This is a genomic window from Paenibacillus sp. J31P13 (assembly GCF_056269295.1).
Map to the genome: position 1 here is coordinate 1 of NZ_JBWDNR010000002.1, position 24,037 is coordinate 24,037.

General features: G+C 43.9%; 22 protein-coding genes and 3 tRNA genes. 19 read left to right on the forward strand and 6 right to left on the reverse strand.

Features of this window, described 5'->3' with window-relative positions:
• Positions 1-225 precede the first annotated feature (225 nt).
• From AC0YOD_RS06035 to AC0YOD_RS06045, 3 genes are all read left to right on the forward strand, one after another.
• Positions 226-301 (forward strand) — tRNA-Val (locus AC0YOD_RS06035).
• A 6-nt stretch (positions 302-307) separates the two neighbouring features.
• Positions 308-383: transfer RNA gene (locus AC0YOD_RS06040), tRNA-Lys, on the forward strand.
• Between the two features lie 15 nt (positions 384-398).
• Positions 399-480, forward strand: a tRNA-Leu gene (locus AC0YOD_RS06045).
• 55 nt (positions 481-535) lie between these two features.
• Here the strand turns inward: AC0YOD_RS06045 and AC0YOD_RS06050 are convergent.
• Both AC0YOD_RS06050 and AC0YOD_RS06055 read right to left on the reverse strand, forming a co-directional pair.
• Positions 536-892, reverse strand: a complete 357-nt coding sequence (locus AC0YOD_RS06050) for a type 1 glutamine amidotransferase (RefSeq protein WP_475798383.1) — start codon at positions 890-892, stop codon at positions 536-538.
• Between the two features lie 235 nt (positions 893-1,127).
• Positions 1,128-1,448: a hypothetical protein gene (locus AC0YOD_RS06055; protein WP_475798384.1), complete on the reverse strand. Its 321-nt coding sequence runs from the start codon at positions 1,446-1,448 to the stop codon at positions 1,128-1,130.
• 279 nt (positions 1,449-1,727) lie between these two features.
• Between AC0YOD_RS06055 and AC0YOD_RS06060 the strand changes: the two genes are divergently transcribed.
• From AC0YOD_RS06060 to AC0YOD_RS06070, 3 genes are all read left to right on the forward strand, one after another.
• Positions 1,728-2,459 (forward strand): MOSC domain-containing protein, encoded by a 732-nt coding sequence (locus tag AC0YOD_RS06060; RefSeq protein ID WP_475798385.1) that lies wholly within the window; start codon positions 1,728-1,730, stop codon positions 2,457-2,459.
• 201 nt (positions 2,460-2,660) lie between these two features.
• A complete protein-coding gene (locus AC0YOD_RS06065; protein ID WP_475799305.1) occupies positions 2,661-4,154 on the forward strand; it encodes an alpha-N-arabinofuranosidase in 1,494 nt (497 codons plus the stop codon).
• 11 nt (positions 4,155-4,165) lie between these two features.
• Positions 4,166-4,438, forward strand: coding sequence for a DUF6171 family protein (locus AC0YOD_RS06070; RefSeq protein WP_475798386.1), 273 nt, complete (start codon positions 4,166-4,168; stop codon positions 4,436-4,438).
• A gap of 56 nt (positions 4,439-4,494) precedes the next feature.
• Here the strand turns inward: AC0YOD_RS06070 and melA are convergent, their stop codons facing one another.
• Positions 4,495-5,793: an alpha-galactosidase gene (gene melA, locus AC0YOD_RS06075; RefSeq protein WP_475798387.1), complete on the reverse strand. Its 1,299-nt coding sequence runs from the start codon at positions 5,791-5,793 to the stop codon at positions 4,495-4,497.
• Positions 5,794-5,949: 156 nt separating this feature from the next.
• Between melA and AC0YOD_RS06080 the strand changes: the two genes are divergently transcribed.
• Together AC0YOD_RS06080 and AC0YOD_RS06085 are read left to right on the forward strand one after the other, a co-directional pair.
• A complete protein-coding gene (locus tag AC0YOD_RS06080) occupies positions 5,950-6,810 on the forward strand; it encodes an AraC family transcriptional regulator (RefSeq protein ID WP_475798388.1) in 861 nt (286 codons plus the stop codon).
• 85 nt (positions 6,811-6,895) lie between these two features.
• Positions 6,896-7,195, forward strand: coding sequence for a hypothetical protein (locus AC0YOD_RS06085; RefSeq protein WP_475798389.1), 300 nt, complete (start codon positions 6,896-6,898; stop codon positions 7,193-7,195).
• 92 nt (positions 7,196-7,287) lie between these two features.
• Here AC0YOD_RS06085 and AC0YOD_RS06090 read toward each other — a convergent pair whose 3' ends face one another.
• Positions 7,288-8,307, reverse strand: coding sequence for a LacI family DNA-binding transcriptional regulator (locus tag AC0YOD_RS06090; protein ID WP_475798390.1), 1,020 nt, complete (start codon positions 8,305-8,307; stop codon positions 7,288-7,290).
• Positions 8,308-8,433: 126 nt separating this feature from the next.
• Here AC0YOD_RS06090 and AC0YOD_RS06095 point away from each other — a divergent pair, with 126 nt between their 5' ends.
• The 4 genes from AC0YOD_RS06095 to fucU are packed head-to-tail and all read left to right on the forward strand — an operon-like array spanning position 8,434 to position 12,947.
• Positions 8,434-10,224, forward strand: a complete 1,791-nt coding sequence (locus tag AC0YOD_RS06095; RefSeq protein ID WP_475798391.1) for an L-fucose isomerase — start codon at positions 8,434-8,436, stop codon at positions 10,222-10,224.
• Between the two features lie 15 nt (positions 10,225-10,239).
• On the forward strand, positions 10,240-10,899 hold the full coding sequence (locus AC0YOD_RS06100) for a class II aldolase/adducin family protein (RefSeq protein WP_475798392.1): 660 nt from the start codon (positions 10,240-10,242) through the stop codon (positions 10,897-10,899).
• Between the two features lie 53 nt (positions 10,900-10,952).
• Positions 10,953-12,470 (forward strand): rhamnulokinase, encoded by a 1,518-nt coding sequence (locus AC0YOD_RS06105; RefSeq protein ID WP_475798393.1) that lies wholly within the window; start codon positions 10,953-10,955, stop codon positions 12,468-12,470.
• Positions 12,471-12,512: 42 nt separating this feature from the next.
• Positions 12,513-12,947, forward strand: a complete 435-nt coding sequence (gene fucU / locus AC0YOD_RS06110) for an L-fucose mutarotase (RefSeq protein ID WP_475798394.1) — start codon at positions 12,513-12,515, stop codon at positions 12,945-12,947.
• Positions 12,948-13,299: 352 nt separating this feature from the next.
• Here fucU and AC0YOD_RS06115 read toward each other — a convergent pair whose 3' ends face one another.
• The gene (locus tag AC0YOD_RS06115) at positions 13,300-13,851 is read right to left on the reverse strand and encodes a TetR/AcrR family transcriptional regulator (protein ID WP_475798395.1); all 552 of its coding nucleotides are present in this window, start codon (positions 13,849-13,851) and stop codon (positions 13,300-13,302) included.
• Positions 13,852-13,999: 148 nt separating this feature from the next.
• On the opposite strand from AC0YOD_RS06115, the gene AC0YOD_RS06120 reads away from it, so the two are divergent.
• The 7 genes from AC0YOD_RS06120 (at position 14,000) to AC0YOD_RS06150 (ending at position 23,366) form a co-directional block, all read left to right on the forward strand.
• Positions 14,000-14,923: a ketopantoate reductase family protein gene (locus tag AC0YOD_RS06120; protein ID WP_475798396.1), complete on the forward strand. Its 924-nt coding sequence runs from the start codon at positions 14,000-14,002 to the stop codon at positions 14,921-14,923.
• 472 nt (positions 14,924-15,395) lie between these two features.
• Complete coding sequence (locus tag AC0YOD_RS06125; RefSeq protein ID WP_475798397.1) at positions 15,396-16,373, forward strand: substrate-binding domain-containing protein; 978 nt, start codon at positions 15,396-15,398, stop codon at positions 16,371-16,373.
• Complete coding sequence (locus AC0YOD_RS06130; RefSeq protein ID WP_475798398.1) at positions 16,370-17,821, forward strand: sensor histidine kinase; 1,452 nt, start codon at positions 16,370-16,372, stop codon at positions 17,819-17,821. The genes AC0YOD_RS06125 and AC0YOD_RS06130 overlap by 4 nt, the downstream gene beginning before the upstream one ends.
• Entirely contained in the window at positions 17,814-19,379 is a 1,566-nt protein-coding gene (locus tag AC0YOD_RS06135) for a response regulator (RefSeq protein WP_475798399.1), read from the forward strand. The genes AC0YOD_RS06130 and AC0YOD_RS06135 overlap by 8 nt, the downstream gene beginning before the upstream one ends.
• Positions 19,380-19,493: 114 nt before the next feature.
• Positions 19,494-20,585: a D-xylose ABC transporter substrate-binding protein gene (xylF, locus tag AC0YOD_RS06140; RefSeq protein ID WP_475798400.1), complete on the forward strand. Its 1,092-nt coding sequence runs from the start codon at positions 19,494-19,496 to the stop codon at positions 20,583-20,585.
• A gap of 82 nt (positions 20,586-20,667) precedes the next feature.
• Positions 20,668-22,191, forward strand: a complete 1,524-nt coding sequence (locus AC0YOD_RS06145; protein ID WP_475798401.1) for a xylose ABC transporter ATP-binding protein — start codon at positions 20,668-20,670, stop codon at positions 22,189-22,191.
• 2 nt (positions 22,192-22,193) lie between these two features.
• The gene (locus AC0YOD_RS06150; protein WP_475799306.1) at positions 22,194-23,366 is read left to right on the forward strand and encodes a sugar ABC transporter permease; all 1,173 of its coding nucleotides are present in this window, start codon (positions 22,194-22,196) and stop codon (positions 23,364-23,366) included.
• A gap of 72 nt (positions 23,367-23,438) precedes the next feature.
• On the opposite strand, the gene AC0YOD_RS06155 is transcribed toward AC0YOD_RS06150, so the two are convergent.
• Positions 23,439-23,999: a GNAT family N-acetyltransferase gene (locus AC0YOD_RS06155; RefSeq protein WP_475798402.1), complete on the reverse strand. Its 561-nt coding sequence runs from the start codon at positions 23,997-23,999 to the stop codon at positions 23,439-23,441.
• Positions 24,000-24,037: the final 38 nt, after the last annotated feature.

Below are 24,037 nucleotides of genomic sequence, written 5' to 3' on the forward strand. Positions count from 1 at the left end.
GACGAGGTTGATAGGTTCGGGGTGGAAGCACAGCAATGTGTGGAGCTGACGAATACTAATCGGTCGAGGGCTTATCCTAAAAATGGTTTGCTGTGACCCATACATCCAGCAAGCAATAGCTTTAAGGCTTCAGCAGCCTCTATCTTTCATATCCAGTTTTCAGAGTGCAAATGCTTTAAATGTGCTTAGAAAAAGCTTCACAATTAGTGGTTTAATTGTTTTAACGGAGGATTAGCTCAGCTGGGAGAGCATCTGCCTTACAAGCAGAGGGTCGGCGGTTCGATCCCGTCATCCTCCACCATCATATGAGTCATTAGCTCAGTTGGTAGAGCACCTGACTTTTAATCAGGGTGTCGTAGGTTCGAATCCTACATGACTCACCATTTTTTCTTTACTACGCGCGTATGGCGGAATTGGCAGACGCACCAGACTTAGGATCTGGCGTTTCACGACGTGGGGGTTCAAGTCCCTCTACGCGCATCAAACAAAAAAAGACCATGAGATCAATTGATCTCATGGTCTTTTTTTATATGTATTAGCCTTCATCGATTTTTTGTAAAATGCCGTGAAGCATCTGCCAAGAGACCTCGGTTCTTTGAACTTGATCCAATATAACAGCTGCAGGCTGAATGTAGGAACGATCAACTAGTTCGGGTGACCAATGCTCCAACATAGAAGTCATACAGGAAACCGATGTCTCAAGATGGAATTGCAGCGCAAGAACGCGTTCTCCATGGGAGAAGGCTTGTACTGCACATGCATCAGAATAAGCCAGCTGACGTGAACCTGAGGGCAAATCAAACGTATCACCATGCCATTGAAAGGATACAAATTGCTCTGGCAGTCCTGTAAGCCAGCCACGGATGACGTTCCTGCCACATATTGAGCTCACCTAATCTCGGTTACACTCATTTCCTTTTCCGTTCCATGAGGGACTAGCAAATCAAGAATATGAATAGCTTTGCTAATGACGCCTGACATCTTCGATCGCCCCTTATGCTCAATAGTGTCCCTAATATAGCAGAGTTCCTTCTCTATGAAAAAAAGAAAGGACTGCCTGTCTTCATCATCTACCAATGACAAAGAGGCAATCCTATTGTAGTTTTAGCGAAAGGCTAATAAGAAGATTAAATAATTTGCTCAAGTTCATAGTTAATAGGAATAAGCTTTAACGGCTTGACGGCAGCGTTGTAAGCAGCTCGATTGTCCCATAGGAATGAGGCGACATGGCTTAGATCTTCAAAAAAAGCTTCTCTCTCATCTAAATAATCATTTCCGTGACCGTGTATGCTGAAGCGATTCTCAGTATAGCTCATTAAGGTCCATTTGCCGCCGCGCTTGCGGTCTTCAAATACGAAGTAGAATTTCTGGCCTGCAGCATCCCATTCAGCGAGTGATTGAAAGTTTTCTAGAATAGATGGTATATCCGTTTTTTTCTTAATCAGCATGTTCCATCACCTTTCTCTATAAAATTCGTATGCATATTTCATCGATAATTAGCATAGCAACAAGAATAGATTATAGGAAAACGTGTGAAAAGGTTGTCATATGATAGGAGAATTTTTTGAGACCATTTGTCGTAAAATGCTAATCTTCTTTTTTATATGCATCAAATCGATGTTTTTGTGAAAAGGCAGGAGGTAGAAAGCTTGTTATATTTAGATTGTGGTTCATAATTCCATTCGAATATAATATTACATATTAGTACAAAGAAAGAGGGAGCTTCTATGACAGCAACACCAATTGGATACATAAGCGAGATTTATAGATACCCGGTAAAATCATTTGCTGGTGAGCGTTTGGAGCATGCAAAAGTTGAATCCTATGGCTTATATGGAGATCGCAGTCATGCTTTTATTGATGAAACAAAAGAAGGCTGGAACCAGTATGTTACGGCTAGACACATCCCTAGTATGATTGGTTATAAGACGAAATTTATTGGAGAGGGTTCACAAGATGAGTTTCCGAAAGTAGCTATTACCTCTCCCGATGGACGTGTATGGAATTGGGATGTAGATTTATTAGAGGAGATTCAGGCGAAATGGAAAAAGAAAATAGCCATGCGTACTCATAAACCGCAAAGCGAGGAGCTATTGGCTGTCGATGCAGCCAGTATTCTGATCATCACAGATGCATCACTTCGGAAGTTAGAGGAACTATGGGGAAAAAGATTGGACATGCGACGTTTTAGAGCGAATATAGTCGTGTCGATAGATGAGAACGGAATAGATGAAAGTCAGTGGATAGGGAAGCGTTTAGCAGTAGGAGATATAGAGTTAGCTGTAGATTCTTATTGTGAACGATGCACCATGATAACCATTGATCCAGATACCAATGAGAAGGACAAAACGCTCTTAATGAAAGTAAATGAGAAAATGGATTTGCGTTTTGGTGTGTATGCTTCTGTAACAAAAATTGGACAAGTCAACGTTGGTGAAAGGATCTATCTAGTGGATTAAAGGATCATTCCAAGAAAAAAAAGAAAATGCTTTCTTTTTCTCAAAAATAGGGGTCAAAATCGAAATTAAGAGTTGCAAAAATAGTCCGCTACCCGTATGATTTGTTTAGGATTAATATATAAGTAATAGAATTAATTAATATATTAATCCAACAAAAACCTTATTATATTCTATTCATACAGAAGCGAGGGCGAGTATATGATGGCAAACCGCGTTACGATTAACGCAGATATAGCTGCGGGCACAATTAATCGCAATATTTATGGACATTTCTCCGAGCATTTAGGTCGGTGTATTTATGAGGGCATTTGGGTTGGTGAGGATTCCCCTATTCCGAATACAAACGGGATTCGCAACGATGTAGTAGAGGCGCTTAAAAATCTTAAAATACCCGTACTCCGTTGGCCGGGAGGCTGCTTCGCCGATGAGTATCATTGGAAGGATGGCATCGGTCCGCGTGAATCAAGAAAGAGAATGATTAACACACACTGGGGCGGCGTACTTGAGAATAACCATTTCGGTACACATGAATTTTTGATGCTATGTGAAATGTTAGAATGTGAGCCCTATATTTCTGGAAATGTAGGAAGCGGCACTGTACAGGAAATGTCAGAGTGGGTGGAGTATATGACGTTCGACGGCGTATCCCCGATGGCGGATCTACGCAAACAGAATGGAAGAGAAAAACCTTGGAATGTGAAATATTTTGGCGTCGGCAACGAAAACTGGGGCTGCGGCGGCAATATGCGTCCGGAATATTATGCAGATGAGTATAGAAGATATCAGACCTATGTACGTAATTATGGCGAGAACAAAATCCATAAAATTGCGTGTGGCCCGAATGTGGATGATTATCGGTGGATGGATGTTGTGATGCGCGAGGCGCATTGGATGATGGACTCCATCTCGCTTCACTACTATACGATTCCAGGAGAGTTCTGGACAGTCAAAGGTCCAGCAACGGGGTTCTCCGAGGATGAATGGTATACGACGATGAAGAAAGCGCTTTGGATGGACGAGCTCATTAAACGCCATTCCACCATTATGGATCGTTATGATCCTAACAAACGCGTCGGTCTGATTGTAGATGAATGGGGTACTTGGTTCGATGTAGAGCCGGGCACAAACCCAGGGTTCTTGTATCAGCAAAATACGATCCGTGACGCCTTAGTAGCAGGTGTTACATTAAATATTTTCCACGATCATTGTGATCGGGTTCAAATGGCTAACCTTGCGCAAGTTATAAACGTCTTGCAATCGGTTATTTTAACCGAAGGTGAGAAAATGGTGCTGACACCTACGTATCATGTATTTGATATGTATAAAGTGCACCAAGATGCGACGCTTCTAAGCACATCGATTACAAGCGAAGACTATGCGCATGCGGATCAGAAGATTCCTCAGGTATCTGTCTCTGCTTCCAAGGATGAAGAAGGCCGAATTCATGTAAGCCTATGTAATCTGGACAACCAGTCTGGCGCTGACGTTGAAATTGATCTTCGAGGGCTTGCGGGTCAGGTTCTGAAAGTGACAGGAACGGAGCTTACAGCTTCAATCAAGGATGCTCATAATACGTTCGAACAGCCGGATGCAGTTGCTCCGACGGCATACCAAGCCTTTACGGTAGCAGGTACAATCATTAGCGCGAAGCTATCTCCAATGTCGGTTACCGTTCTTGAGCTCATCTCGGAATAAGGTGTGTGCATATGAGCAGCAATGGAAGATGCAAGGGCTGCCGTGACGAGTACCGTGTAACGGATGAACAAATCGATCGTATTTTGGCAGCGCCGATGTTTCAATCAGACATTTGTGTGCCTGATGAGGTGTATGAGCAACGTTTGGAGGTGTGCAGCGCTTGTCCAAAGTTTCAAGCGGGCACAACCTGCGCGATATGCGGATGCTTCGTTCGCATAGCCGCCAAGTATAGAGATCGAGCATGTCCAATGCCAGGTGACAGCCGCTGGGCTAAATATGCGTAATAACAATTAAAAAGGCCTTACCGCACTTATTCTAAGGTGCGGTAAGGCTTTTGCTATTATTTGTAGCTTGGCAGCCAGCTGCCATGTGCTTCAATCAATTCGTCGCAGAGAGAGACGATGTCGTCCATCGACAATTCTGCGGATGTGTGTGGATCAAGCAATGCTGCGTGATAGATATGCTCGCGTTTGCCTGTAATGGCTGCTTCCATCGTTAGCAATTGTGTATTGATATTTGTACGGTTCAGTGCTGCCAGCTGCGGAGGCAAATCGCCGACGTAGGTAGGTGTAACACCGTTTGAGTCCACAAGGCAAGGAACTTCGACGCATGCTTCCTTTGGTAGGTTTGTAATAAGCCCTGTGTTCATGACGTTGCCGCCGATTTTGAATGGCTGATTCGTTTCGATTGCTTCAAGAATGTATGAAGCATATTCATGACTGCGGCAGTGCTCCAGCTTCGTATCGTTAACGAGTGATTCGCGAAGTGACTTCCAGTCTGCAATTTGATTAATACAGCGACGCGGATATTCATCTAACGGAATATTGAAGCGCTCAATAAGCTCCGGATAGTTGCGCTTAATAAAGTATGGATGGTATTCGGCATTATGCTCAGACGATTCTGTGATGTAATAGCCAAACTTCAGCATAAGCTCATAACGAACCATATCGTGATGCTTCTCCAGCTGTTTTTTCGCAGCGCGGCGCTTAATTTCAGGATAGAGATCAACACCGTCTTTACTTGCCTCGAGCAGCCAAGCCATATGGTTAATGCCGGCGATTTTATATTTAACACCTGTAGGGTCGAGATCCAGATCTTTGAAGAGTCCTGGTAAACATACTTGAACACTGTGACACAGGCCTACCGTTTTGACTCCGCCGTACGTATTCATCGTGTTAGTCAACACAGCCATAGGGTTGGTGTAGTTCAGGAATAGCGCATCTGGACATACCTCGTTAATGTCACGAGCGAAGTCCAACATAACAGGAATCGTACGCAGATTTCGAAAAATACCGCCAATGCCGACTGTATCGGCAATCGTTTGGTTTAATCCGTATTTTTTTGGAATTTCAAAATCCGTAATAGTACATGGATCGTAGCCGCCAACTTGAATAGCATTAATAATATATTTTGCACCGCGCAGCGCTTCCTTGCGGTCGCTGTAGGCTTTTATCGTACACTTGCTTTGACTGGTCTGTTTGATGTTAAGAAGCATCTTCTCGGAATCAATCAATCGCTCGGCATTTATATCAAATAGAGCGATTTCAAAACCTTGAAGAGATGGGGTTTGCATGACATCACCAAGAATGTTTTTGGCAAATACCGTACTTCCTGCTCCTATAAATGTAATTTTAGGCATACTGATTTTAACCTCCTGATAAATAAGTTTTTTATTTTGACTCCTTCAGTATAAGGAAATGCATTCGAAATAAATATGGAAGAAACGAATCAATATATGGAGTAATGTTGCATTTTTCAGTATGATAAAAGGAGTTGATTTCATGGAGGTATGACGATGGATAAACATCATCAATTTACTGTAATCGTGAATGCTGCTCCGTTAAAGGGCGAAATGTCAGTCTTGTTCAGTGGCAAAGCACAGCCAGTGGCGGGGCATTTCGTGGGGCCCTGCGTACATGATTATTATCTCATACACATTGTGGTGGAAGGCGAAGGCAGCTTTGAAACATTGGGAGAATCTTATTCTTGCAAGGCAGGCGATGCCTTCGTTATTTTTCCAGATATATTAGTCAAATACCAAGCGGATATGAGTAATCCTTGGAAATATATATGGGTGGCCTTCACGGGTGATATCGTAGAGTCATCCTTGTCGGCTATAGGTATTTTGCCAGATCGTCCCGTTATACATGGCTGCTCTTTGAATACTATGCAGCGCATGTTCCGAAGTGTACGCAAGAGTCTGCAAGGATTGGATTACCCTGCACTTAGCAATATGGAAGCATCAGGATGGCTGAGACTCATTATGTATGAGCTTGCAAGTCTACATCAAGCGGAGGCAAGCGAAGCGGAGGTTCCGCCATCACGTTCCTATCGACAGATTGACCAAGCCATTCGATTGCTTTCCTTACAATATGGGCAGCCGCTTTCTATCGAGGGGATTGCACGGACTTTAGGCTATCATAGAGCGCATCTTACTAGGCTTTTTAAGGATGCAACAGGACTGTCGCCCATGCAGTATCTTTTTAAGGTTCGAATGAAGAAAGCAGAGGAGCTGCTTGAAGGAGAGTTGACAATTGCTCAAATTGCTTCATCAGTTGGCTATAATGATCCGTTATTTTTCACTAAGCAATTTCACAAATGGAATGGGCAGTCTCCAACAGAATTTCGACGCGCTTTTGCAAGGAAGGATAATTGACGCAGGTTCTAGGATAGGAATGAAGCTTCGGTAATAGTAATTGCGTTGTGCGTTGCTAAGAGGAAAATAAAAGAGGAGGCTTAGTATGAGTGTAGTGCTAGTATTAGCAGTATCTATTCTATCTCCTGCCCTAATTCTGAAATTGCTGTTTGCCATTCATAGGAAATGGAGCTTGAGATTGCATTGGTTGATTGTTCCTATTTGCTTGATGCTAGCCATTATAACACCCTATTTGATTTATTATAAATCAAGCCCCACTATACTATTCTCATTCGAGGCTATGATCGATTATTCGATAAAAACGGGGTTTATGATTTTTCTTGTTATTCCTTCTCTTCTGTCGAGTATCGTATGTACACTGGTAGGATACTTGCGCCCTAAGTAGAGCAGCATCATATTATCATTACATAAATGTATATATGCAAATAAAGAAGAGAACAATTTGAAATCCCAATTGTTCTCTTCTTTATTACACCGTCACATATGCTTCATATCCTTCACTGATCTGCGGACGATCAAATCAGCAGGTAAAACTATTTTTTTCCATGGCATAGCGGTTTCGTTTTCCTGTATTCGTTCGACGAGCATTTTCATCCCCATGAAACCAAATTGATAGGCTTGCTGAGCGGCTACTGTCAAGAAGGGTTCTATTTCCGAGTAAGGTCCCAAATCATCGAAGCAGACAATGGACATATCGTCAGGTACGTTTATTCCACGCTCTCTTAGCAATTTCATAGCCTCCACGGCGAGTACGTTATTGCCTGCCACAATGGCAGTGGGAGGAGGGTCCATTCGGTCGATCCATTGCCCCATATTCGTCAAATCATTCATAGGTCCAAAGCTTGTTTCATATACGTAACGATCATCATATTTCAAATCGTTTAGCTTCAGGCCGTCTTGATAGCCTTGCAGACGCAAGCGCGCGCTGGAAATAGAGGAGGAGCCGTTCACCATAGCAATCCTTCTATGACCTTGATCAACAAGATGCTCTACGAGACTCCTTGCTCCTTCTTTACTATCCCCTAACACAATATCGCAATCGATACCAGGAACTTCACGGTCAAGCAGGACGAAAGGAACCTTGTGCTTGCGAAGAGATTCTAGGTGCGGCAGGGAAGGGTCTCCCGCAGGTGCGAACAGTACACCGTCTACACGTGCGGTCAAAATCGTAGTGACATAATCGGACTCCTTCTCAAGGCTCTCATCACTATTACCGAATAGGAGGCGATACCCTGAGCGCTTGGCAGCATCCTCAGCACCACGTGCCAGTGTTGTATAGAAAGGGTTCATAATATCGGTTATGAGCAGGAAGAGCAGCTTTGTTTGCTGCAGCACGAGACTTCGAGCTGTCTGGTTTGGAACATAGCCAAGCTCCTCCATGACACGCTTTACCTTCGTTTTTGTTTTTTCGCTTATTTTTCCAGTGTTATTGATAACTCTGGAGACGGTCATAGCCGATACGCTTGCTTTGGCCGCTACATCGTAAATCGTTACCATATGTCTATCTCCTTATTAGCAAATCATAGTATCTATCATACAAAAAAGTAGTCATTGACAGCAATCTTTTTTATTGTTATTTTAATGTTATCGGTAACATTATTATAACCAATGGAGGTATTATTCATGACTGAAACAAGCTCACGTTTCCAAAACGGCTTTCCTAAGATCGGCATTCGTCCAACGATAGATGGTAGACGCAAAGGGGTTCGCGAGTCACTAGAAGAGCAAACAATGAATATGGCAATCGCCACTGCGAAGCTGTTATCTGAGAATTTGCGCTACCCGAATGGTGAACCAGTTGAGTGTGTAATCGCGGATAGCTGTATCGGCGGTGTCTCCGAAGCAGCTGCATGTGCAGATAAATTTGCTAAATCCGGCGTAGGGGTATCGATAACGGTAACACCTTGCTGGTGTTATGGTACAGAGACGATGGATATGGATCCTTCCATACCGAAGGCAGTATGGGGCTTTAATGGAACGGAGCGTCCAGGAGCGGTATACTTAGCGGCTGTACTTTCCGGCTATGCTCAAAAAGGACTCCCGGCATTCGGCATTTACGGCGAGCATGTACAGGATGCAGGAGATACTACGATTCCTTTCGACGTAAAAGATAAGCTTATTGGTTTTGCTAAGGCAGCGCTTGCAGCCGCTTACATGCGCGGAAAATCCTATCTGTCGATGGGCTCTGTATCAATGGGTATTGCCGGTTCAATCGTGAATGACAGCTTCTTCCAAGAGTACCTAGGTATGCGGACTGAATATATCGATATGACAGAGTTCGTTCGTCGTATGGAAGAGAATATATATGATACTGCGGAATTCGAGAAAGCGCTTGCATGGGTGAAGGAGAACTGTATAGAGGGTCCGGATAACAATCCTGAAGCCATTCAAACATCGAGAGAGAGAAAGGACAAGGATTGGGAAACCGTTGTGAAAATGACCCAAATTGCCCGTGATCTAATGGTAGGCAATCCAAAGCTTGCTGAGCTCGGTTTCGGTGAGGAAGCAGGTGGTCATAATGCGATCGTAGCAGGCTTCCAAGGCCAGCGGCAGTGGACAGATCATTTTCCAAATGGCGACTTTATGGAGGCTATGCTGAATTCTTCCTTCGATTGGAATGGAATCCGCGCGCCTTATCTCGTAGCTACGGAAAATGACAGCTTGAACGGTGCAGCCATGCTATTTGGTTATTTGCTAACGAATACGGCACAAATCTTTTCCGACGTTCGTACGTACTGGAGTCCAGAATCAGTGGAGCGTGTTACAGGACATAAGCTGACAGGTGCTGCTGAGAACGGCTTGCTTCATCTTATCAACTCCGGTCCTTCTACGCTTGACGGTACGGGTGAGCAAACGAAAGACGGCCAACCAGTGATGAAGCCATTCTGGGAGATTTCGGAAGCTGAAGCTCAAAAATGCTTGGATGCTACATCTTGGCGTCCGGCAGCTGTTGAATATTTCCGCGGCGGCGGTTATTCCTCGGATTTCTTGACACGCGGCGGTATGCCGATGACGATGTCTCGCATTAATATTGTTAAAGGTATCGGACCTGTCCTGCAAATTGCTGAGGGCTATTCCGTTGAACTGCCTGAGAATGTGCATGATACGCTTGATAAACGTACGGATTCCACATGGCCAACGACTTGGTTCGCTCCAACATTGACAGGCGAAGGCGCATTTAGTTCCGTCTATGAAGTTATGAATAATTGGGGTGCGAACCACGGTTCCATCAGCTATGGTCATATTGGCGGAGATCTCATTACACTGGCATCGATATTACGTATTCCGGTTAATATGCATAACGTACCTGATGAGCGTGTATTCCGTCCGCGTGCTTGGGGCCTGTTCGGAACGGCTAACTCAGAGGGTGCAGACTACCGCGCTTGCCAAAACTTTGGGCCTATTTATAAATAAAACGGAGGTTTTACAATGAGCAGCACAGAAATTCGCAATGAGCTTTGCAAGTATGCCCGCAAGACTGTAACGAATAAATTGGTAGTAGGCCCGGGCGGCAACATTAGTGCTAGATTCGAAGGTAAAATGTATCTTTCACCAAGCGGCTTTGCGCTAGATGAAGTAGAGCCTCATCAATGGGTAGAGGTTGATATCGAGTCGGGAGAGATTACGGATATCGGATTGCGCCCGTCATCAGAGGTGCTTATGCATTTATATGCTTACCGTGCTAATCCGGATATTGGCGCGATTGTTCATACGCATCCGCCTTACTGCATTGCTTTTACTCTGGTAGAGCAGGATCTTCCGATCATGTTCCCTGACCAAGCAGCGCTAGTTGGTAAAACGGTATATGTTCCTTATGTGCTGCCAACGACAGATAAGCTAGCTGATGCTTATGTAGAGAAAGTGAATGAAGCAAGCTCTGTATTGCTTGGCAACCACGGGCTAGTCACATCTGGTCGTAACCTGCGTGAGGCTTATTATCGCACTGAGGTTGTGGAAGAAAGTACAAAAATCTATTTGATTGCCAAAGCAATCCGCGAGCCAAAGGTTTTGACCAAGGAAGAGTTTGAAGAAATCGCCTCCCTTGAGAGTGAAGCATACCGGATCGAGCTGCTTCAAAAGATGAAGTAAGCTTCTGGTGCTATAAGCAGGCGCTAGTTGATTACGCTAAGGAGGAACTGGAAATGACGAAGCTTGCTACTGTGCTCGCTTTCGATTTGGGAGCAAGCAGCGGCAGGGCGTTAATCGGTGAGCTGGTGCCTGATGAAGCGAGCGGACAACCGCAGCTGAAGGTTACGGAAATCCACCGTTTTCAGAATGGAGCGATTGCTGTCGGCTCGCATTTGCACTGGGATATCCTGCGCCTGCTGCAGGAGCTGAAGATAGCAATCCGCAAAGCCTTTCAAGAGGGATATGCGCCGCAAACGTTCGGCATCGACACATGGGGCGTAGATTTCGGACTGTTGGATGAGAATGGTGAGCTGCTTGGCAATCCTTATCATTATCGTGATCCGCAAACGGAAGGTATTGTTGAGGAGCTGAACGAGCTGATCGGCAAGGATAAGCTGTATGAGCAAGGCGGTCTGCAGTTTATGTCATTTAATACGATCAATCAACTCTATGCAATGAAGAAAGCAGCAACACCCAAGCTCTCAGCAGCTCGCACCTTGTTGCTTACACCGGATTTGCTTGCTTACTTCCTAACTGGAGAAAAGGTTTGCGAGTTTACGATGGCGACGACTACAGGCTTGTTTCTTCCAAAAGAGCAAGCTTGGAACACGGAACTCTTGAAATCGCTTGGCATTCCTGATGGAATATTTCTTGACCCGATTCATCCCGGCACTCGAATTGGTTCGTTAACAGCGGAAGTATGTTTGGAGCTTGACGTTCCAGCTATTGAGGCGATTGCAGTCGGTACGCATGATACAGAATCCGCTATTGCTGCGGTTCCTGCGACTGGAGATGGCGCTTTTGCTTATCTCGTTTGCGGAACTTGGTCATTGCTTGGGACGGAGCTTGATCAGCCCCTTGTCACTCCTGAAGCAATGGAGCTGGATTTCTCCAACGAGGGTGGAGTCGGTGAGACTTATCAGCTGCTCAAAAACATTATGGGATTGTGGATTTTGCAGGAATGCAAGCGTGAATGGGATGAACAAGGCGAGATCTTGTCTTTCCCTGACATCGTAGCGGAAGCCGAACGAGCAGAGCCATTCCGCAGCTTTATTTATCCGGATGATTCTTCGTTCTATGCGCCGTCAGGAATGATAGAACGGATTAAATCCTATTGCCGCAAAACTTCACAGCCCATTCCTGAGTCGATTGGTGAAATCGCTAGATGTGTGCTGGAGAGCTTGGCGCTAAGATATCGTCAGGCACTGGTGCAAATGGAAGATTTGACCGGAGAAGTATTCACTGGACTGCATATGGTTGGGGGCGGTATTCAGAATGAGCTGCTCTGTCAATTTACATCCGATGCAATCGGTCGTCCGGTGTGGACGGGACCTGTGGAAGCGAGCGCGATCGGTAACATGCTGATGCAGCTCGTTGCCCTAGGGGAATGCTCTAATCTGCAAGAAGCACGCCACCTTGTTGCGGCATCCTTCCCGATTCATACGTATACAGCTTCGCTATCGGATGATTGGAATGCTGCTTATGAAAGATTTCAGAAGCTAAGCGGGATAGAAGAGGCGAATCTAGTCTAGAAGCTAGTATTTGCCGAATCGAGACGAAGGGAAGAGACATTTATGTTGATAGGTATTCCGAAGCTGATATCCCCAGAGCTGCTCAAGGTTTTGAGTGAGATGGGGCATAGCGATGAGATTGTTTTGGCGGATGGTAATTTTCCAGCGGCCAGTCACGCGCAGCGTCTCATTCGTGCGGATGGCCATCATGTACCTGAGCTGCTTGACGCTATTTTGCAATTATTCCCGCTTGATCAATACGTGGCGAAACCAGCAGCGCTTATGGGTGTTGTTCCCGGTGATACCGTACAGACACCAATTTGGGACACTTACCGTGCTATTATTGAAGAGCGCACAGGTCTAGCGGAGCCTTTTGAGCAGGTAGAGCGTTTTGCGTTTTATGAGCGTGCGAAGAAGGCTTATGCCGTTATTGCGACTAGTGAGAGCGCATTGTATGCCAACTTGATTTTGAAGAAGGGCGTCATCGCTGACAAATAGGGATTAACCATTAGATGCTCCTTATAGGGGCGTCTATTTTTTTGTGAAAATGCTGTTGTATGGAGAAAATAAAGTTCTAGACTGAAAGATAAAGTGCTAGACTCAGCAAATAAAGTTGTAGACTGACGATGCTTCATTAAGCTAACGGGTAGGAGGTTTAAGATCAATTTCGGTGAACCGTATCACAAATAGAGGCAATTTCTCTGAAGAAAAACTTGCAGAAGTCTGTATTTACAGAATGCGGACCCTTAAGAGTAGGTTAGGTCAGTCTTTATGAAGTATATTGTGTAAACAAGCATATGCGCGCTTTTTTATTGTTATACAACATATGGATTTGGTTTGAATGACAGACTCATTCTTTAAAATAGGGCGTAATCCCTCTTGAATATAGGTTCTCCACTAACTTGAAAAAGTCTTCTGACGATAAATCCTTTTGACGCTGGAGCCAAAGACGAAATAAAGAAAGGGAGGTTGTCAGGTAAAACTCAATTAAGTATGGCGTTAAGGAATGGTTTTGCGGAACGATTAATGCTAATTGATCCAAAGTGATTTCTTTTTTTAAGCGTTTTAAAAAACGGGCACTTCCATAATCACCCAAAAGGGCGTTAAGAACCAGGAGATGTTCTCTTTTGTCCAGACAATAGAGCGTATCTTGAACCGTATGCATCGATAGCTCTTTATTCGCCAATTCTTTTTTCATGTCATTCAATAAGTCATTTTCAACAGAGTCTAACAATTCGTAAATGTCAGTAAAGTATTGATAAAAGGTGCTGCGGTTATATCCTGACTTATTCGCAATTTCCTGAACCGAAATTTTCTCAATCGGCTTTTGGCTATATAACTCACAAAAAACTTCTACAAATTTTTGTCTTGTTTTCTCCGTTATTTGGGGTTGCTTTTTCATGTTTCCCTCCTACTAGCGAATAAGAATATCATCCGACAAATAATAAAAAACTGATGGTTGATCAAGGAATAATGAAGATTTATAATCACATCATACAACATGTTGTCTGATAATCAAAAGGAAATGTTAATAAGTAGGGGTGGTTTTAATGTCAGCAAAACAAGATAGAATTTTAATTTTTGGTGCAGGTGTCATCGGGAGCATGTACGCAATTAAGCTTATTGAAGCTGGGTTTGATGTTAGCCTGTTTGCACATTCTAATAGATTTAAATCATTAAGAGAAAATGGCCTGCAATATAAAGAAAAAGGTACAGTTAGATCGATACAAGTGAATGTCATTGATACGCTCGAAAATGACGATGTATACGATTTTATTTTCGTTACCGTTCGTTATAATCGATCCGAATCAGCGTTGTTAGCGCTAAAAGATAATCAAAGCAAAAATATAGTAACGATGACTAGTAATTCAATTGGATTTTCTTCGTGGCTGGATATCGTAGGGGATAGACTTTTACCAGCTTTTCCCGGCTTCGGCGGACAGATTAAAGATGGAGTATTGCATGCTCGATTTCTACCTAAGATTATAGTGGCAACTGCATTTGGTGAAATTAATGGTGCAGTGACAGAACGCATAGAAAACCTCGCAAAATTATTTCAAACAGCAAAGCTTCCCTACGTTATTAAAAAGGATATGCAAGCGTATCTAATCACACATTCCGTATCAGACATTGCCATGTTGAGCGTTTTGTATTCTGAGAATAAGATAATTGACAAAAAAACAGCCAGAACCAGAAAGACGGCACGCAAAATAACAGTCACTTTAAAAGCGTATCTTAGGGCAATACAAAAAGCAGGCGTTTCAATTGATCCACCAATGCTTAAAATGGTGCTTAAATTTCCAAACTTATTTTTGGATCTTTTCTTTATGACATGGCTACGAACTAAAATGGTTAGGGATATGATGTTGCCGGATTATGCGAATAATGCTAACAATGAGATTGTGCAGCTGAGTAATGATTTAATGAAATTTTTAAGTCAAAATGATATCAAATCGGAAATACATGTTCAGTAATTTTTTTGTTAAAATATTATGGTAATTTTAAATTTATTTTCATTAAATTATTCAATTGGCATTAATCTGAATATGAAAATCGAAATATATAGTTTTTTCGTAGCATCCTTGACTAAACTAACGGGAAACGATAATTGAACAACAACAGCGGCAGTCTAACACTTTATTTATCAAGTCTTGTGTCGCTGCTTTATTTATTGGACCCAGTCTAAAACTTATTTTTAAGAAGCTGATGATTTTTTAATTCATAAACGTTGTTAACTCAACGACTCTAGTCTAAGACTTTATTTTCACAGAACAGCTGTGGTATATGCCTATTGCTATAGAGAAAGGGCTTGTCACTCTTGTTAAAATGATAATATAAAAATTTCTATTTTTATAAGGAATAGACAGAGCGCTCCCTATCAATTATGATCAGAAATGTAAACGTTATCACTAATGTTCGTTATTTCGGTTGCAGGGGGCTATCAGCTTGCGCAAAACAATTATTTTAAGCCTGTTTGCAGGTTGCTTGATTATATTATTTTTTACACTGACCTCTATGACTAAGATGTTTTCTTCAGCACTTGAAGAACCAACCTTGTCTGGAGAATTGCATGGCGGCTACAGGCTTGTCCTTATTACATTCGAGCTGGACACTCCTTTCTGGCTGAAAGTTGAGCAGGGTGCTAGAGCTGCTGCGGAGCACTATGGCGTAAATCTGGAAGTTTGGGGTACCTATGGAACGAATCGTGATGATTTTCTAAAAAATATTGAGGTTGCGATTGCATCTAAGGTAGATGGCATTATTGTGCAAGGGCTTGATACAGAGGAATTCAAAAGCTTGACGAAGGTGAAAGCGGCAGCCAGCGGTATTCCCATTATAACGGTTGCGAATGATGTGCCAATGAACGAAAGCTTGCGACGGACCTATGTAGGCTCGAATCAAATGGAGGCAGGTGAGATGATTGCGCGTCAATTAGTTGCGGATATGGGGTTCTCAGGCAAAGTCGTCCTTATGGTCTCCGATCGACAAGAATATTTCCAGAGATCTAGACTAACCGGGATATTGAATGTATTAAATCCGTATGAAGACATTGTAACCAAAATAGTGGCAGCAGGCGATCTGCGCGAGGATGTGGCTAAGGCTACAAATCAACTGCTTAATGAGGTGCCGGATGCAGATGCTTTCATTGCGGTGTCGGCCAACCATGCAAGCACGATCATTCAAGAGTTAAGCAGAAGAATGCAGGTAGATAACTTTTTAATTTATTCATTCGACGATAGTCCGGCAACGCTTTCGCTCTTGCAGCAGAAAAAGATTGATGCCTTAATAGCTCAATCCCCGGAAACGATGGGCGAGGAGAGTGTCGCACATATGGTTAAATGGCTAATTGGCGAGCAGCTGCCGCTGAATCCAGATGGATATTTTACCGATATTCGAGTGCTGCGAGCAGGTGACACCCCATGAACAGGATTCAGCGCAAAATTTTAATGATGTCGGCGATTGTATTGTTTATTATGGCTACCATTTGGTTCGTGCTAACCTATTACAACCAAAAAACACAGGAGCAGTACAATGATATTTTGCAGCGGTATTTACGAATGAATGAAGTAACAGATCGCAGCCATCAGACGATCATCGCATTAAATGATTATTTGCAAAAGCCCACAACGCTGAAGCGGGACACTCTGGATGAGAGCAAACAAAGATTGATGCTGGCGAAGCTGCAGTCCGTCAGTCTAAGCAATCATGACAATGCCTTTACTCTGACAAGCTATATTAATATGATTGATAGCCTAGTGGAGTCAGCGGATCTCTCCGTTATGTTTTTAGAGCAAAAAATGCTGGAGCAGTCGACTGAAAAATTTGAGGAAGCGACCCGAATCGATAAGTATATAGCGGAGACAACGATTACGTTAATCGATAAAGAGGTTCGCACGTACGATACATTTTATCGCAAAATTATTGAACAAAGCGCAGAGTTGAAGCAGCTTGGTTTGTTGCTGTTTTCACTGATTACTTTAATGCTTCTGTTATACACCTATTGGTTCTCCCACAGTATTACGCGGCCTATCAACGAACTCACTATGGCAGCTAGAGAGCTTTCTCGCGGTAAGTTCGATAATAAAATAGCTATTCATTCTAATGATGAAATATCATTTCTCGCCAAAACATTCGACCGGATGCGTGTTAACATCAATCATCTCATATCTGAAATTCAGCAGAAAGCTCAGCTCGAGCGAGAACTGCAGGAAAGTAAGCTTCTCCTAAAAGAAAGTCAACTGATTAGTCTGCAGAGTCAAATTAACCCCCACTTCTTATTCAACACGTTAAATACACTTTCAAAAAAAGCCTATTTGGACGGCTCAGAGGACACCAGTGATCTTATTGCTAATGTCGCCGGATTATTGCGTTATAATTTGCGGCGTCTTGACCGAGCAGTAACTCTGGAAGAAGAGCTGTCAGTCACACTGAAGTACATCGAAATTCAAACCGCGCGCTTTACAGATCGTCTACGATTTCAACAAGAGGTTGATGAGAGCTGCCTTCAGCTCCAGCTGCCATGCTTAACGCTGCAGCCTATTATTGAGAATGCTGTTATTCATGCTGTGGAGCCGCTAGAGGAGGGTGGAACGATCTCACTTCGCATTTACGCGGAAGGAGAACGAGTCATGATTGAAATAAAGGATGATGGACTTGGCATGTCGCATGAAAAGGTGAAAGGGATGTTGACAGAGAGCGGCGTATCAGATGGAACGGGTCATTCAACGGGGATTGGATTCAGCAACGTCGTGAAGCGTCTGCGGCTGTTTGTAGGTGAAGATGATGTGATTGATATTGAAAGCACGCCTAACTTCGGAACGAAGATAACCCTTAAAATACCTATGGTGAGGAGCGTTGCCATTCATGCTTAAAATACTAATCGTAGATGATGAACAGGTGGAAAGAGAAGGTCTGCAAGCTATTTTGCACAAAGGATTTCCGACTTGTCAATTTGAGCAAGCCAAAAATGGCGCTAGAGCCATTGAGATGGCTGGCGAGTGGTTGCCCGATCTCATACTCATGGATATCAAGATGCCGGGATTAAATGGGATAGAAGCGATCGAGCAAATCTCGATTTTTTTGCCAACGGTTAAATTTATTATGGTTACAGCCTACGATACATTTGATTATGCCAGAAAGGCACTGAAGCTGGGAGTTAAAGATTATTTGCTCAAACCGAGCAAGGCGAGTGAAATCGTAGCGACGGTTGGCAGAGTGATAGAGGAAATTGAGGTGCTCAGAAGTGAGCTGGAGAAACGAATAAACGAGGTGAATACACTTCGTAAGGTTATGCCGCTCGTCGAGTCTGATGTCGTGACGCAGCTCTTATTCGATCATGTTCATGATGTGCATATTGATGACATGATGAATCTTCTTGGCGGTGAAGCGACGAGTGAAGCATTTGTAATGCTCGTTACTATGCCAATCGAGGCTGCAACAGAAGCGCTGTATTGCGCGATAAAAGCAAAAGTGCATCAGACCGAAAGCGGTTGGGTTGGTGCCATGTCTGGTCGTCAAATCCCGATCATTGTGTTCCGTAAAGCTGGGCAAACGTATCGTTCACAAGCGGCGCTGCTCGTGCAGCAATGTTTGATCCTTAGAGAACGCAATGCGGGCGGAGATTTTTTTGTTGGCATTGGCCATCCCTATACCGGGCTGGACCAAGTCAGACTGAGCTATCAAGAGGCATTGCTCGCAACAGCAAATACAGGGCTGCCAGCTAAGCATCGGTACTATGAGGATATGGAAGCACAGGGGCCATTCGCAGGAGGCTATCAGGATAAGGGAACGGAAAAGCAATTTGTTGATAATATTCGACTCGGCCAATGGGATATCGTACGCCAGACCGTTATGGAATTAATTGATTTGCATGATCAGAATAATGCTTCATTAACGCAGTCAGGTCAATGGGTGCTTGAGCGATTATGGATCATTGCCCGAGTCGCGCAGGAAATGGGCTTTGAGGTGGAGAAGCCGTTATTTTCTTTCCAGGTGCAGCATTATCAGCAGCTTCGTGCGGAAACAGAAGGGTTGCTCAGCAAGCTGATTGAAGGCATCATTTCTCATCAGAACAACTTGCAGCCAGACGCAGTAGGACAGATGAAGCAATATATTATGGAGCATTCCGAGCAGGATATTTCCTTAGAGCGGATGGCAAAACGTATCGGCTTAAGCCCTTTTTATATGAGCAAAATGTTCAAGGAGCAAGAGGGCATTAATTATATTGATTTTCTAACCGAATGCAGAATTGAGAAGGCTAAGAAGCTGATGGGAGATCCTAGGCTAAGTCTAAAGCAGATTACGTTTGAGGTTGGCTATAACGATCCGAACTATTTCAGTAAAGTTTTCAAAAAAGTAAGCGGTGCATCACCAACTGACTATCGGAGGGCGATTCTAGGCAAAAACAAAGAGAGCAGCTTGTTGCCTTAAAAAATTGCAGACGATAGCAAAAGAGTGCTGGAATGGCTTCGCTCCCAACCAGTAGCAGCATGATATATTTGCATTGTAAGGGGTTACATTTCTAGATATAAGGGAGCGAAGAAAATGGGGAAACGTTTTATTAGAGGCGGGGCGGTATCGTTATTATTAGTTTTGGTGCTTGTGTTGGCTGCATGTTCAAGCGGTAATGGCAATGGGAATGCAAAGCCAACCAACAAAGAAGCGACAGGCAAGACGAATAACGTCAAATCGGGTGATGAGAAAATCGTAATCGGCTTGTCGCTGGATACGCTGCAAGAAGAGCGTTGGCAGCGCGACCGTGATTTGTTCATCGCAGCCGCTGAAGCGCTTGGCGCGAAGGTTGAGGTACAGGCAGCGAACAGTGACGATGCGAAGCAAATCTCACAGGCTGAAAATCTGATCAGCCAAGGCGTAGATGTATTGGTAGTTGTTCCCCATAATGCAGAGGCTACAGCGGCTATTGTTGAGAAGGCTCATGCAGCAGGAATTAAAGTCCTTGCTTATGACCGCTTAATCAAAAATTCCGATCTCGATCTTTATGTTTCCTTCGACAATGAAAAGGTAGGCGAAATGCAAGCCGAGGCAATTATTAAGCTGGCTCCAAAAGGAAAGTTTGTATACATCGGCGGTTCTGAGACAGATAACAATGCGCACTTATTTAAGAAAGGGGCCTTCAATATTTTGCAGCCGCTTATTGACAGCGGTGACATTCAAGTCGTATTCGACCAATGGACAAAGGATTGGAATCCAGCTAATGCACTGGCGAATATGGAGAACGCACTCACAGCCAATGACAATAAAATTGACGCAGTAGTCGCAGCGAATGACGGTACTGCCGGCGGTGTCATTCAAGCACTCGCTGCACAAGGGCTTGCTGGTAAATTGCCGGTATCCGGTCAGGACGCTGAGCTTGCTGCAGCACAACGTATCGTTGAAGGCACGCAAACGATGACTGTATACAAGCCAATCAAGGATTTGGCTCAGAAAGCTGCTGATCTTGCAGTGAAGCTTGCCAAAGGTGAAGATGTAGGCGCCGACAAGATTGTAAACAACGGTAAAATAGATGTGCCTTCCATTCTTCTTGATCCAGTAGCGGTAGATAAATCAAATATTGATTCAACCGTTATTGCGGATGGCTTCCATTCTAAAGAAGACGTATACAAAAACGTGAAATAACTTTTTTGGAAAAGGAGGGGAAGAAGCGATGGTTTTTCTAGACGCTCTTCCCCTCTTTGCCATTCGCGGAGGTGAGTAACTAATGACGGCTGTTCTAGAAATGCGAAATATTACAAAGCAATTTCCGGGCGTGAAGGCGCTTAATGATGTGACCATTTCCGTGAAAAAAGGCGAGGTTCACGCCTTATGCGGGGAGAATGGTGCTGGTAAATCTACCTTGATGAAGGTGCTCAGCGGTCTTTATCCGCATGGCTCCTATGATGGACAAATTCTTATCAATGGGGAAGAGAAGCGCTTTGGGAAGATCAACGATGCAGAGGATGCAGGCATTGCGATCATTTATCAGGAGCTTGCATTAGTTAAGGAATTATCGATAGGTGAAAATTTATTTTTGGGCAAGGAGCCGGCAATGTTCGGCATTATTAACTGGGAGCGGGTATTTAGCGAAAGCAAGTTTTGGCTGAAGGAAGTTGGACTTCATGATGTCAATCCTGAGCAGCCTATAGGCGGGTTAGGAATTGGCAAGCAACAGCAGATTGAAATTGCGAAGGCGTTATCTAAGAAGGCACAAATTCTTATTTTGGATGAACCAACAGCTGCGCTCACGGAACAAGAGGTAGACATTTTACTTGATATTTTACGTGAGTTTAAAATGCGCGGCGTAACCTGCATCTATATCTCCCATAAGCTGAACGAGGTTTTTGCGATTGCAGATACCGTTACGGTGCTGCGAGACGGTCAAACGATTGGCACATACGCAACATCGGATATGAATGAGGATAAGGTCATATCCCTTATGGTTGGACGGGAGCTGAAGGAGCGTTTTCCCCGTATAGCAGCAAACCCAGGCGATGTCGTGCTTAAGGTGAAGGATTATACAGTGATGAACCCGGAGCGAGAGGGTAAGAAGGTGATCGACAACATATCCTTTGAGCTTCGTAAAGGAGAAATTCTCGGCATAGCCGGTTTAATGGGGGCCGGTCGCACCGAGCTCGTCATGAGCTTATTCGGTTCTTATGCGGGACGCCATTATGGAGAGGTTGAGATTGATGGCAAGCCCGTCAAGCTGGAAAATACGAGACAGGCGATTAAAGCAGGTCTCGGACTCGTATCAGAGGATCGCAAAAAATATGGACTCGTACTGGGAATGGACGTGAAATGCAACGTCAGTCTTGCAAGTCTAAGGTCGATATCCTCTGGCGGAGTTCTTCGTCATAATGAGGAGATTGCGGCAGGAAATCAATATTTACAATCCCTTCGTGTTAAAGCAAATTCAGTGGAAACGGTCGTTGGCACCTTAAGCGGCGGTAATCAACAGAAGGTCGTTCTTGGAAAATGGTTAATGACGAACCCGAAAATTCTTATTTTGGATGAGCCAACTCGCGGCATTGATGTAGGAGCCAAGTTTGAGATCTATAACATAATGAATGATTTAGTTCGGCAAGGTGTTTCCATTATTGTCGTATCCTCCGAGCTTCCTGAGCTGCTGGGTATGAGTCATCGGATTATGGTTATCGCCGAGGGCAAATGTACGGGGCAATTTCAAGCGGATATGGCAACACAGGAAATCATTATGACGGCGGCAACAGGAGGAAAAGGGTTATGAGCATGAATCAAGAGACGATATTAAATCAGTCAAAACCAAAGCAGCGTCCAAATTGGTTGAAATTCGACGCTCGTGCTTACACGATGATTGGAGCATTATTGTTCATTTGGACCTTGTTTTCGCTGCTGCATGATCGTTTTTTATCACCGACGAATATATCCAATCTATTTTTACAAATGTCAGTTACATCTATTTTGGCCATTGGGATGGTACTCGTCATCGTCGCAGGACAAATCGATTTATCGGTTGGTTCCCTTGTAGGCTTAACAGGCGGGATAGCGGCTATTCTAAATGTATGGTATGAGTGGAATACGATTCCTGTCATCCTTGCAACCTTGGGGGTCGGTGCAGCCATCGGATTTATCCAGGGCTGGATTATTGCGTATCGAGCAGTACCGGCGTTTATTGTCACCTTAGGCGGGATGCTTATTTTTAGAGGTATCTTGTTCGGGACAACAGGAAGCGTAACGATCGCACCGCTTACTCCATCTATGAAGGCTATTGGTCAATCCTATGTGGGAGATCTTATCGGCTGGATCTTTGGCATAGTTGCACTAGCGGTCGCTGGTTATTTAGTGTTGCGTAAACGTGCTTCAAGAGCGAAATTCGGATTTGAAGTTGAGCCGTTTGCTGTCAGCGTGCTTCGACTAGTCGTAATCGGCGCTCTGGTTATTGGATTCGTTTATTTAATGAATAGCTACAAGGGCATTCCGGTTCCATTCGTTATGGTCATTGTATTAGCGTTGATCTTTACGTTCATATCGCGGAATACGGTTTTTGGTCGTCAGGTTTATGCTATTGGGGGAAATGCGGAAGCAGCGCGTTTATCCGGTATTAACATTAAACGCCGCATCTTGCTTGTGTTCGTCTTGTGCAATACTTTGGCTGCCATCGCAGCACTTGTGATTACTGCGCGCTTGAACGCAGCGACAATGAGCTCCGGACAAAACTATGAGCTAGATGCTATCGCAGCATGTGTGATCGGCGGTACAAGCTTAATGGGCGGTACGGGTACGATTGTCGGCGCAATCATCGGTGCGCTAGTCATGGCTAGTCTCGATAATGGTATGAGCTTGATGAACCTAGAATCATTTTGGCAATATATCGTAAAAGGCGGAATCTTGATCCTTGCTGTATATGTAGATATCTACACACGCCAGCGGATGAAGGTTTAGTTTTCTGTAAAAGAATGCACAAAGAAGGGCTGCTCCAATGGATCGTTGATGATCCTTTAGAGCAGCCCTTCTTTATTTTGTTTCAAGATTGGATGAGGTTTTCATGTAATCCTGGCGTAAAATACCATAATATTCGATATCTACGTACTGATCCCATTTGATAAACTGCTGACGAAAAGTACCTTCATACTGCATGCCGATTTTTTTCATGACTTGCGAGGATGCAGGGTTCATCGTCATAGCAGCCGCATGAATTTTGTTCAAATGAAGCTCTTCAAAGCCATATTGTAAAATACGTTTCGCGCTTTCCGTGATGAAGCCTCTATTCCAATAGCATTTTGCAAGCCAATAGCCTATCTCAGAACGATTGTTGCTTCTATCCGTATTTAAGCCGATTGATCCCATAAACGCTTGGCTTTCCTTGTCGATGATTGCAAAGGAGTAACCGTCCCCTCGCTCTGCAACCTCTGCACGGTGTTGAATAAAGGCAATGGCAGATCCCTTTGGATAAGGATAGGGGATATGAAGCGTTGTGCGAGCAATGTCATAGTCATTGATTAGAAGCTCCAACGTATCTGCGTCACCTTCTTCTAATTGGCGAAGAATAAGACGATCCGTTTGTAATATAGCCACATTGCTCATCTCCTCATATACAATTTTATCTAGTATAA

Coding starts and splice junctions, on each gene's coding strand:
- AC0YOD_RS06055 (WP_475798384.1), bottom strand. CDS start 1,448: ATGCTGATTAAGAAAAAAACGGATATACCATCTATTCTAGAAAACTTT.
- AC0YOD_RS06060 (WP_475798385.1), top strand. CDS start 1,728: ATGACAGCAACACCAATTGGATACATAAGCGAGATTTATAGATACCCG.
- AC0YOD_RS06065 (WP_475799305.1), top strand. CDS start 2,661: ATGGCAAACCGCGTTACGATTAACGCAGATATAGCTGCGGGCACAATT.
- AC0YOD_RS06070 (WP_475798386.1), top strand. CDS start 4,166: ATGAGCAGCAATGGAAGATGCAAGGGCTGCCGTGACGAGTACCGTGTA.
- melA (WP_475798387.1), bottom strand. CDS start 5,793: ATGCCTAAAATTACATTTATAGGAGCAGGAAGTACGGTATTTGCCAAA.
- AC0YOD_RS06080 (WP_475798388.1), top strand. CDS start 5,950: ATGGATAAACATCATCAATTTACTGTAATCGTGAATGCTGCTCCGTTA.
- AC0YOD_RS06085 (WP_475798389.1), top strand. CDS start 6,896: ATGAGTGTAGTGCTAGTATTAGCAGTATCTATTCTATCTCCTGCCCTA.
- AC0YOD_RS06090 (WP_475798390.1), bottom strand. CDS start 8,307: ATGGTAACGATTTACGATGTAGCGGCCAAAGCAAGCGTATCGGCTATG.
- AC0YOD_RS06095 (WP_475798391.1), top strand. CDS start 8,434: ATGACTGAAACAAGCTCACGTTTCCAAAACGGCTTTCCTAAGATCGGC.
- AC0YOD_RS06100 (WP_475798392.1), top strand. CDS start 10,240: ATGAGCAGCACAGAAATTCGCAATGAGCTTTGCAAGTATGCCCGCAAG.
- AC0YOD_RS06105 (WP_475798393.1), top strand. CDS start 10,953: ATGACGAAGCTTGCTACTGTGCTCGCTTTCGATTTGGGAGCAAGCAGC.
- fucU (WP_475798394.1), top strand. CDS start 12,513: ATGTTGATAGGTATTCCGAAGCTGATATCCCCAGAGCTGCTCAAGGTT.
- AC0YOD_RS06115 (WP_475798395.1), bottom strand. CDS start 13,851: ATGAAAAAGCAACCCCAAATAACGGAGAAAACAAGACAAAAATTTGTA.
- AC0YOD_RS06120 (WP_475798396.1), top strand. CDS start 14,000: ATGTCAGCAAAACAAGATAGAATTTTAATTTTTGGTGCAGGTGTCATC.
- AC0YOD_RS06130 (WP_475798398.1), top strand. CDS start 16,370: ATGAACAGGATTCAGCGCAAAATTTTAATGATGTCGGCGATTGTATTG.
- AC0YOD_RS06135 (WP_475798399.1), top strand. CDS start 17,814: ATGCTTAAAATACTAATCGTAGATGATGAACAGGTGGAAAGAGAAGGT.
- xylF (WP_475798400.1), top strand. CDS start 19,494: ATGGGGAAACGTTTTATTAGAGGCGGGGCGGTATCGTTATTATTAGTT.
- AC0YOD_RS06145 (WP_475798401.1), top strand. CDS start 20,668: ATGACGGCTGTTCTAGAAATGCGAAATATTACAAAGCAATTTCCGGGC.
- AC0YOD_RS06150 (WP_475799306.1), top strand. CDS start 22,194: ATGAATCAAGAGACGATATTAAATCAGTCAAAACCAAAGCAGCGTCCA.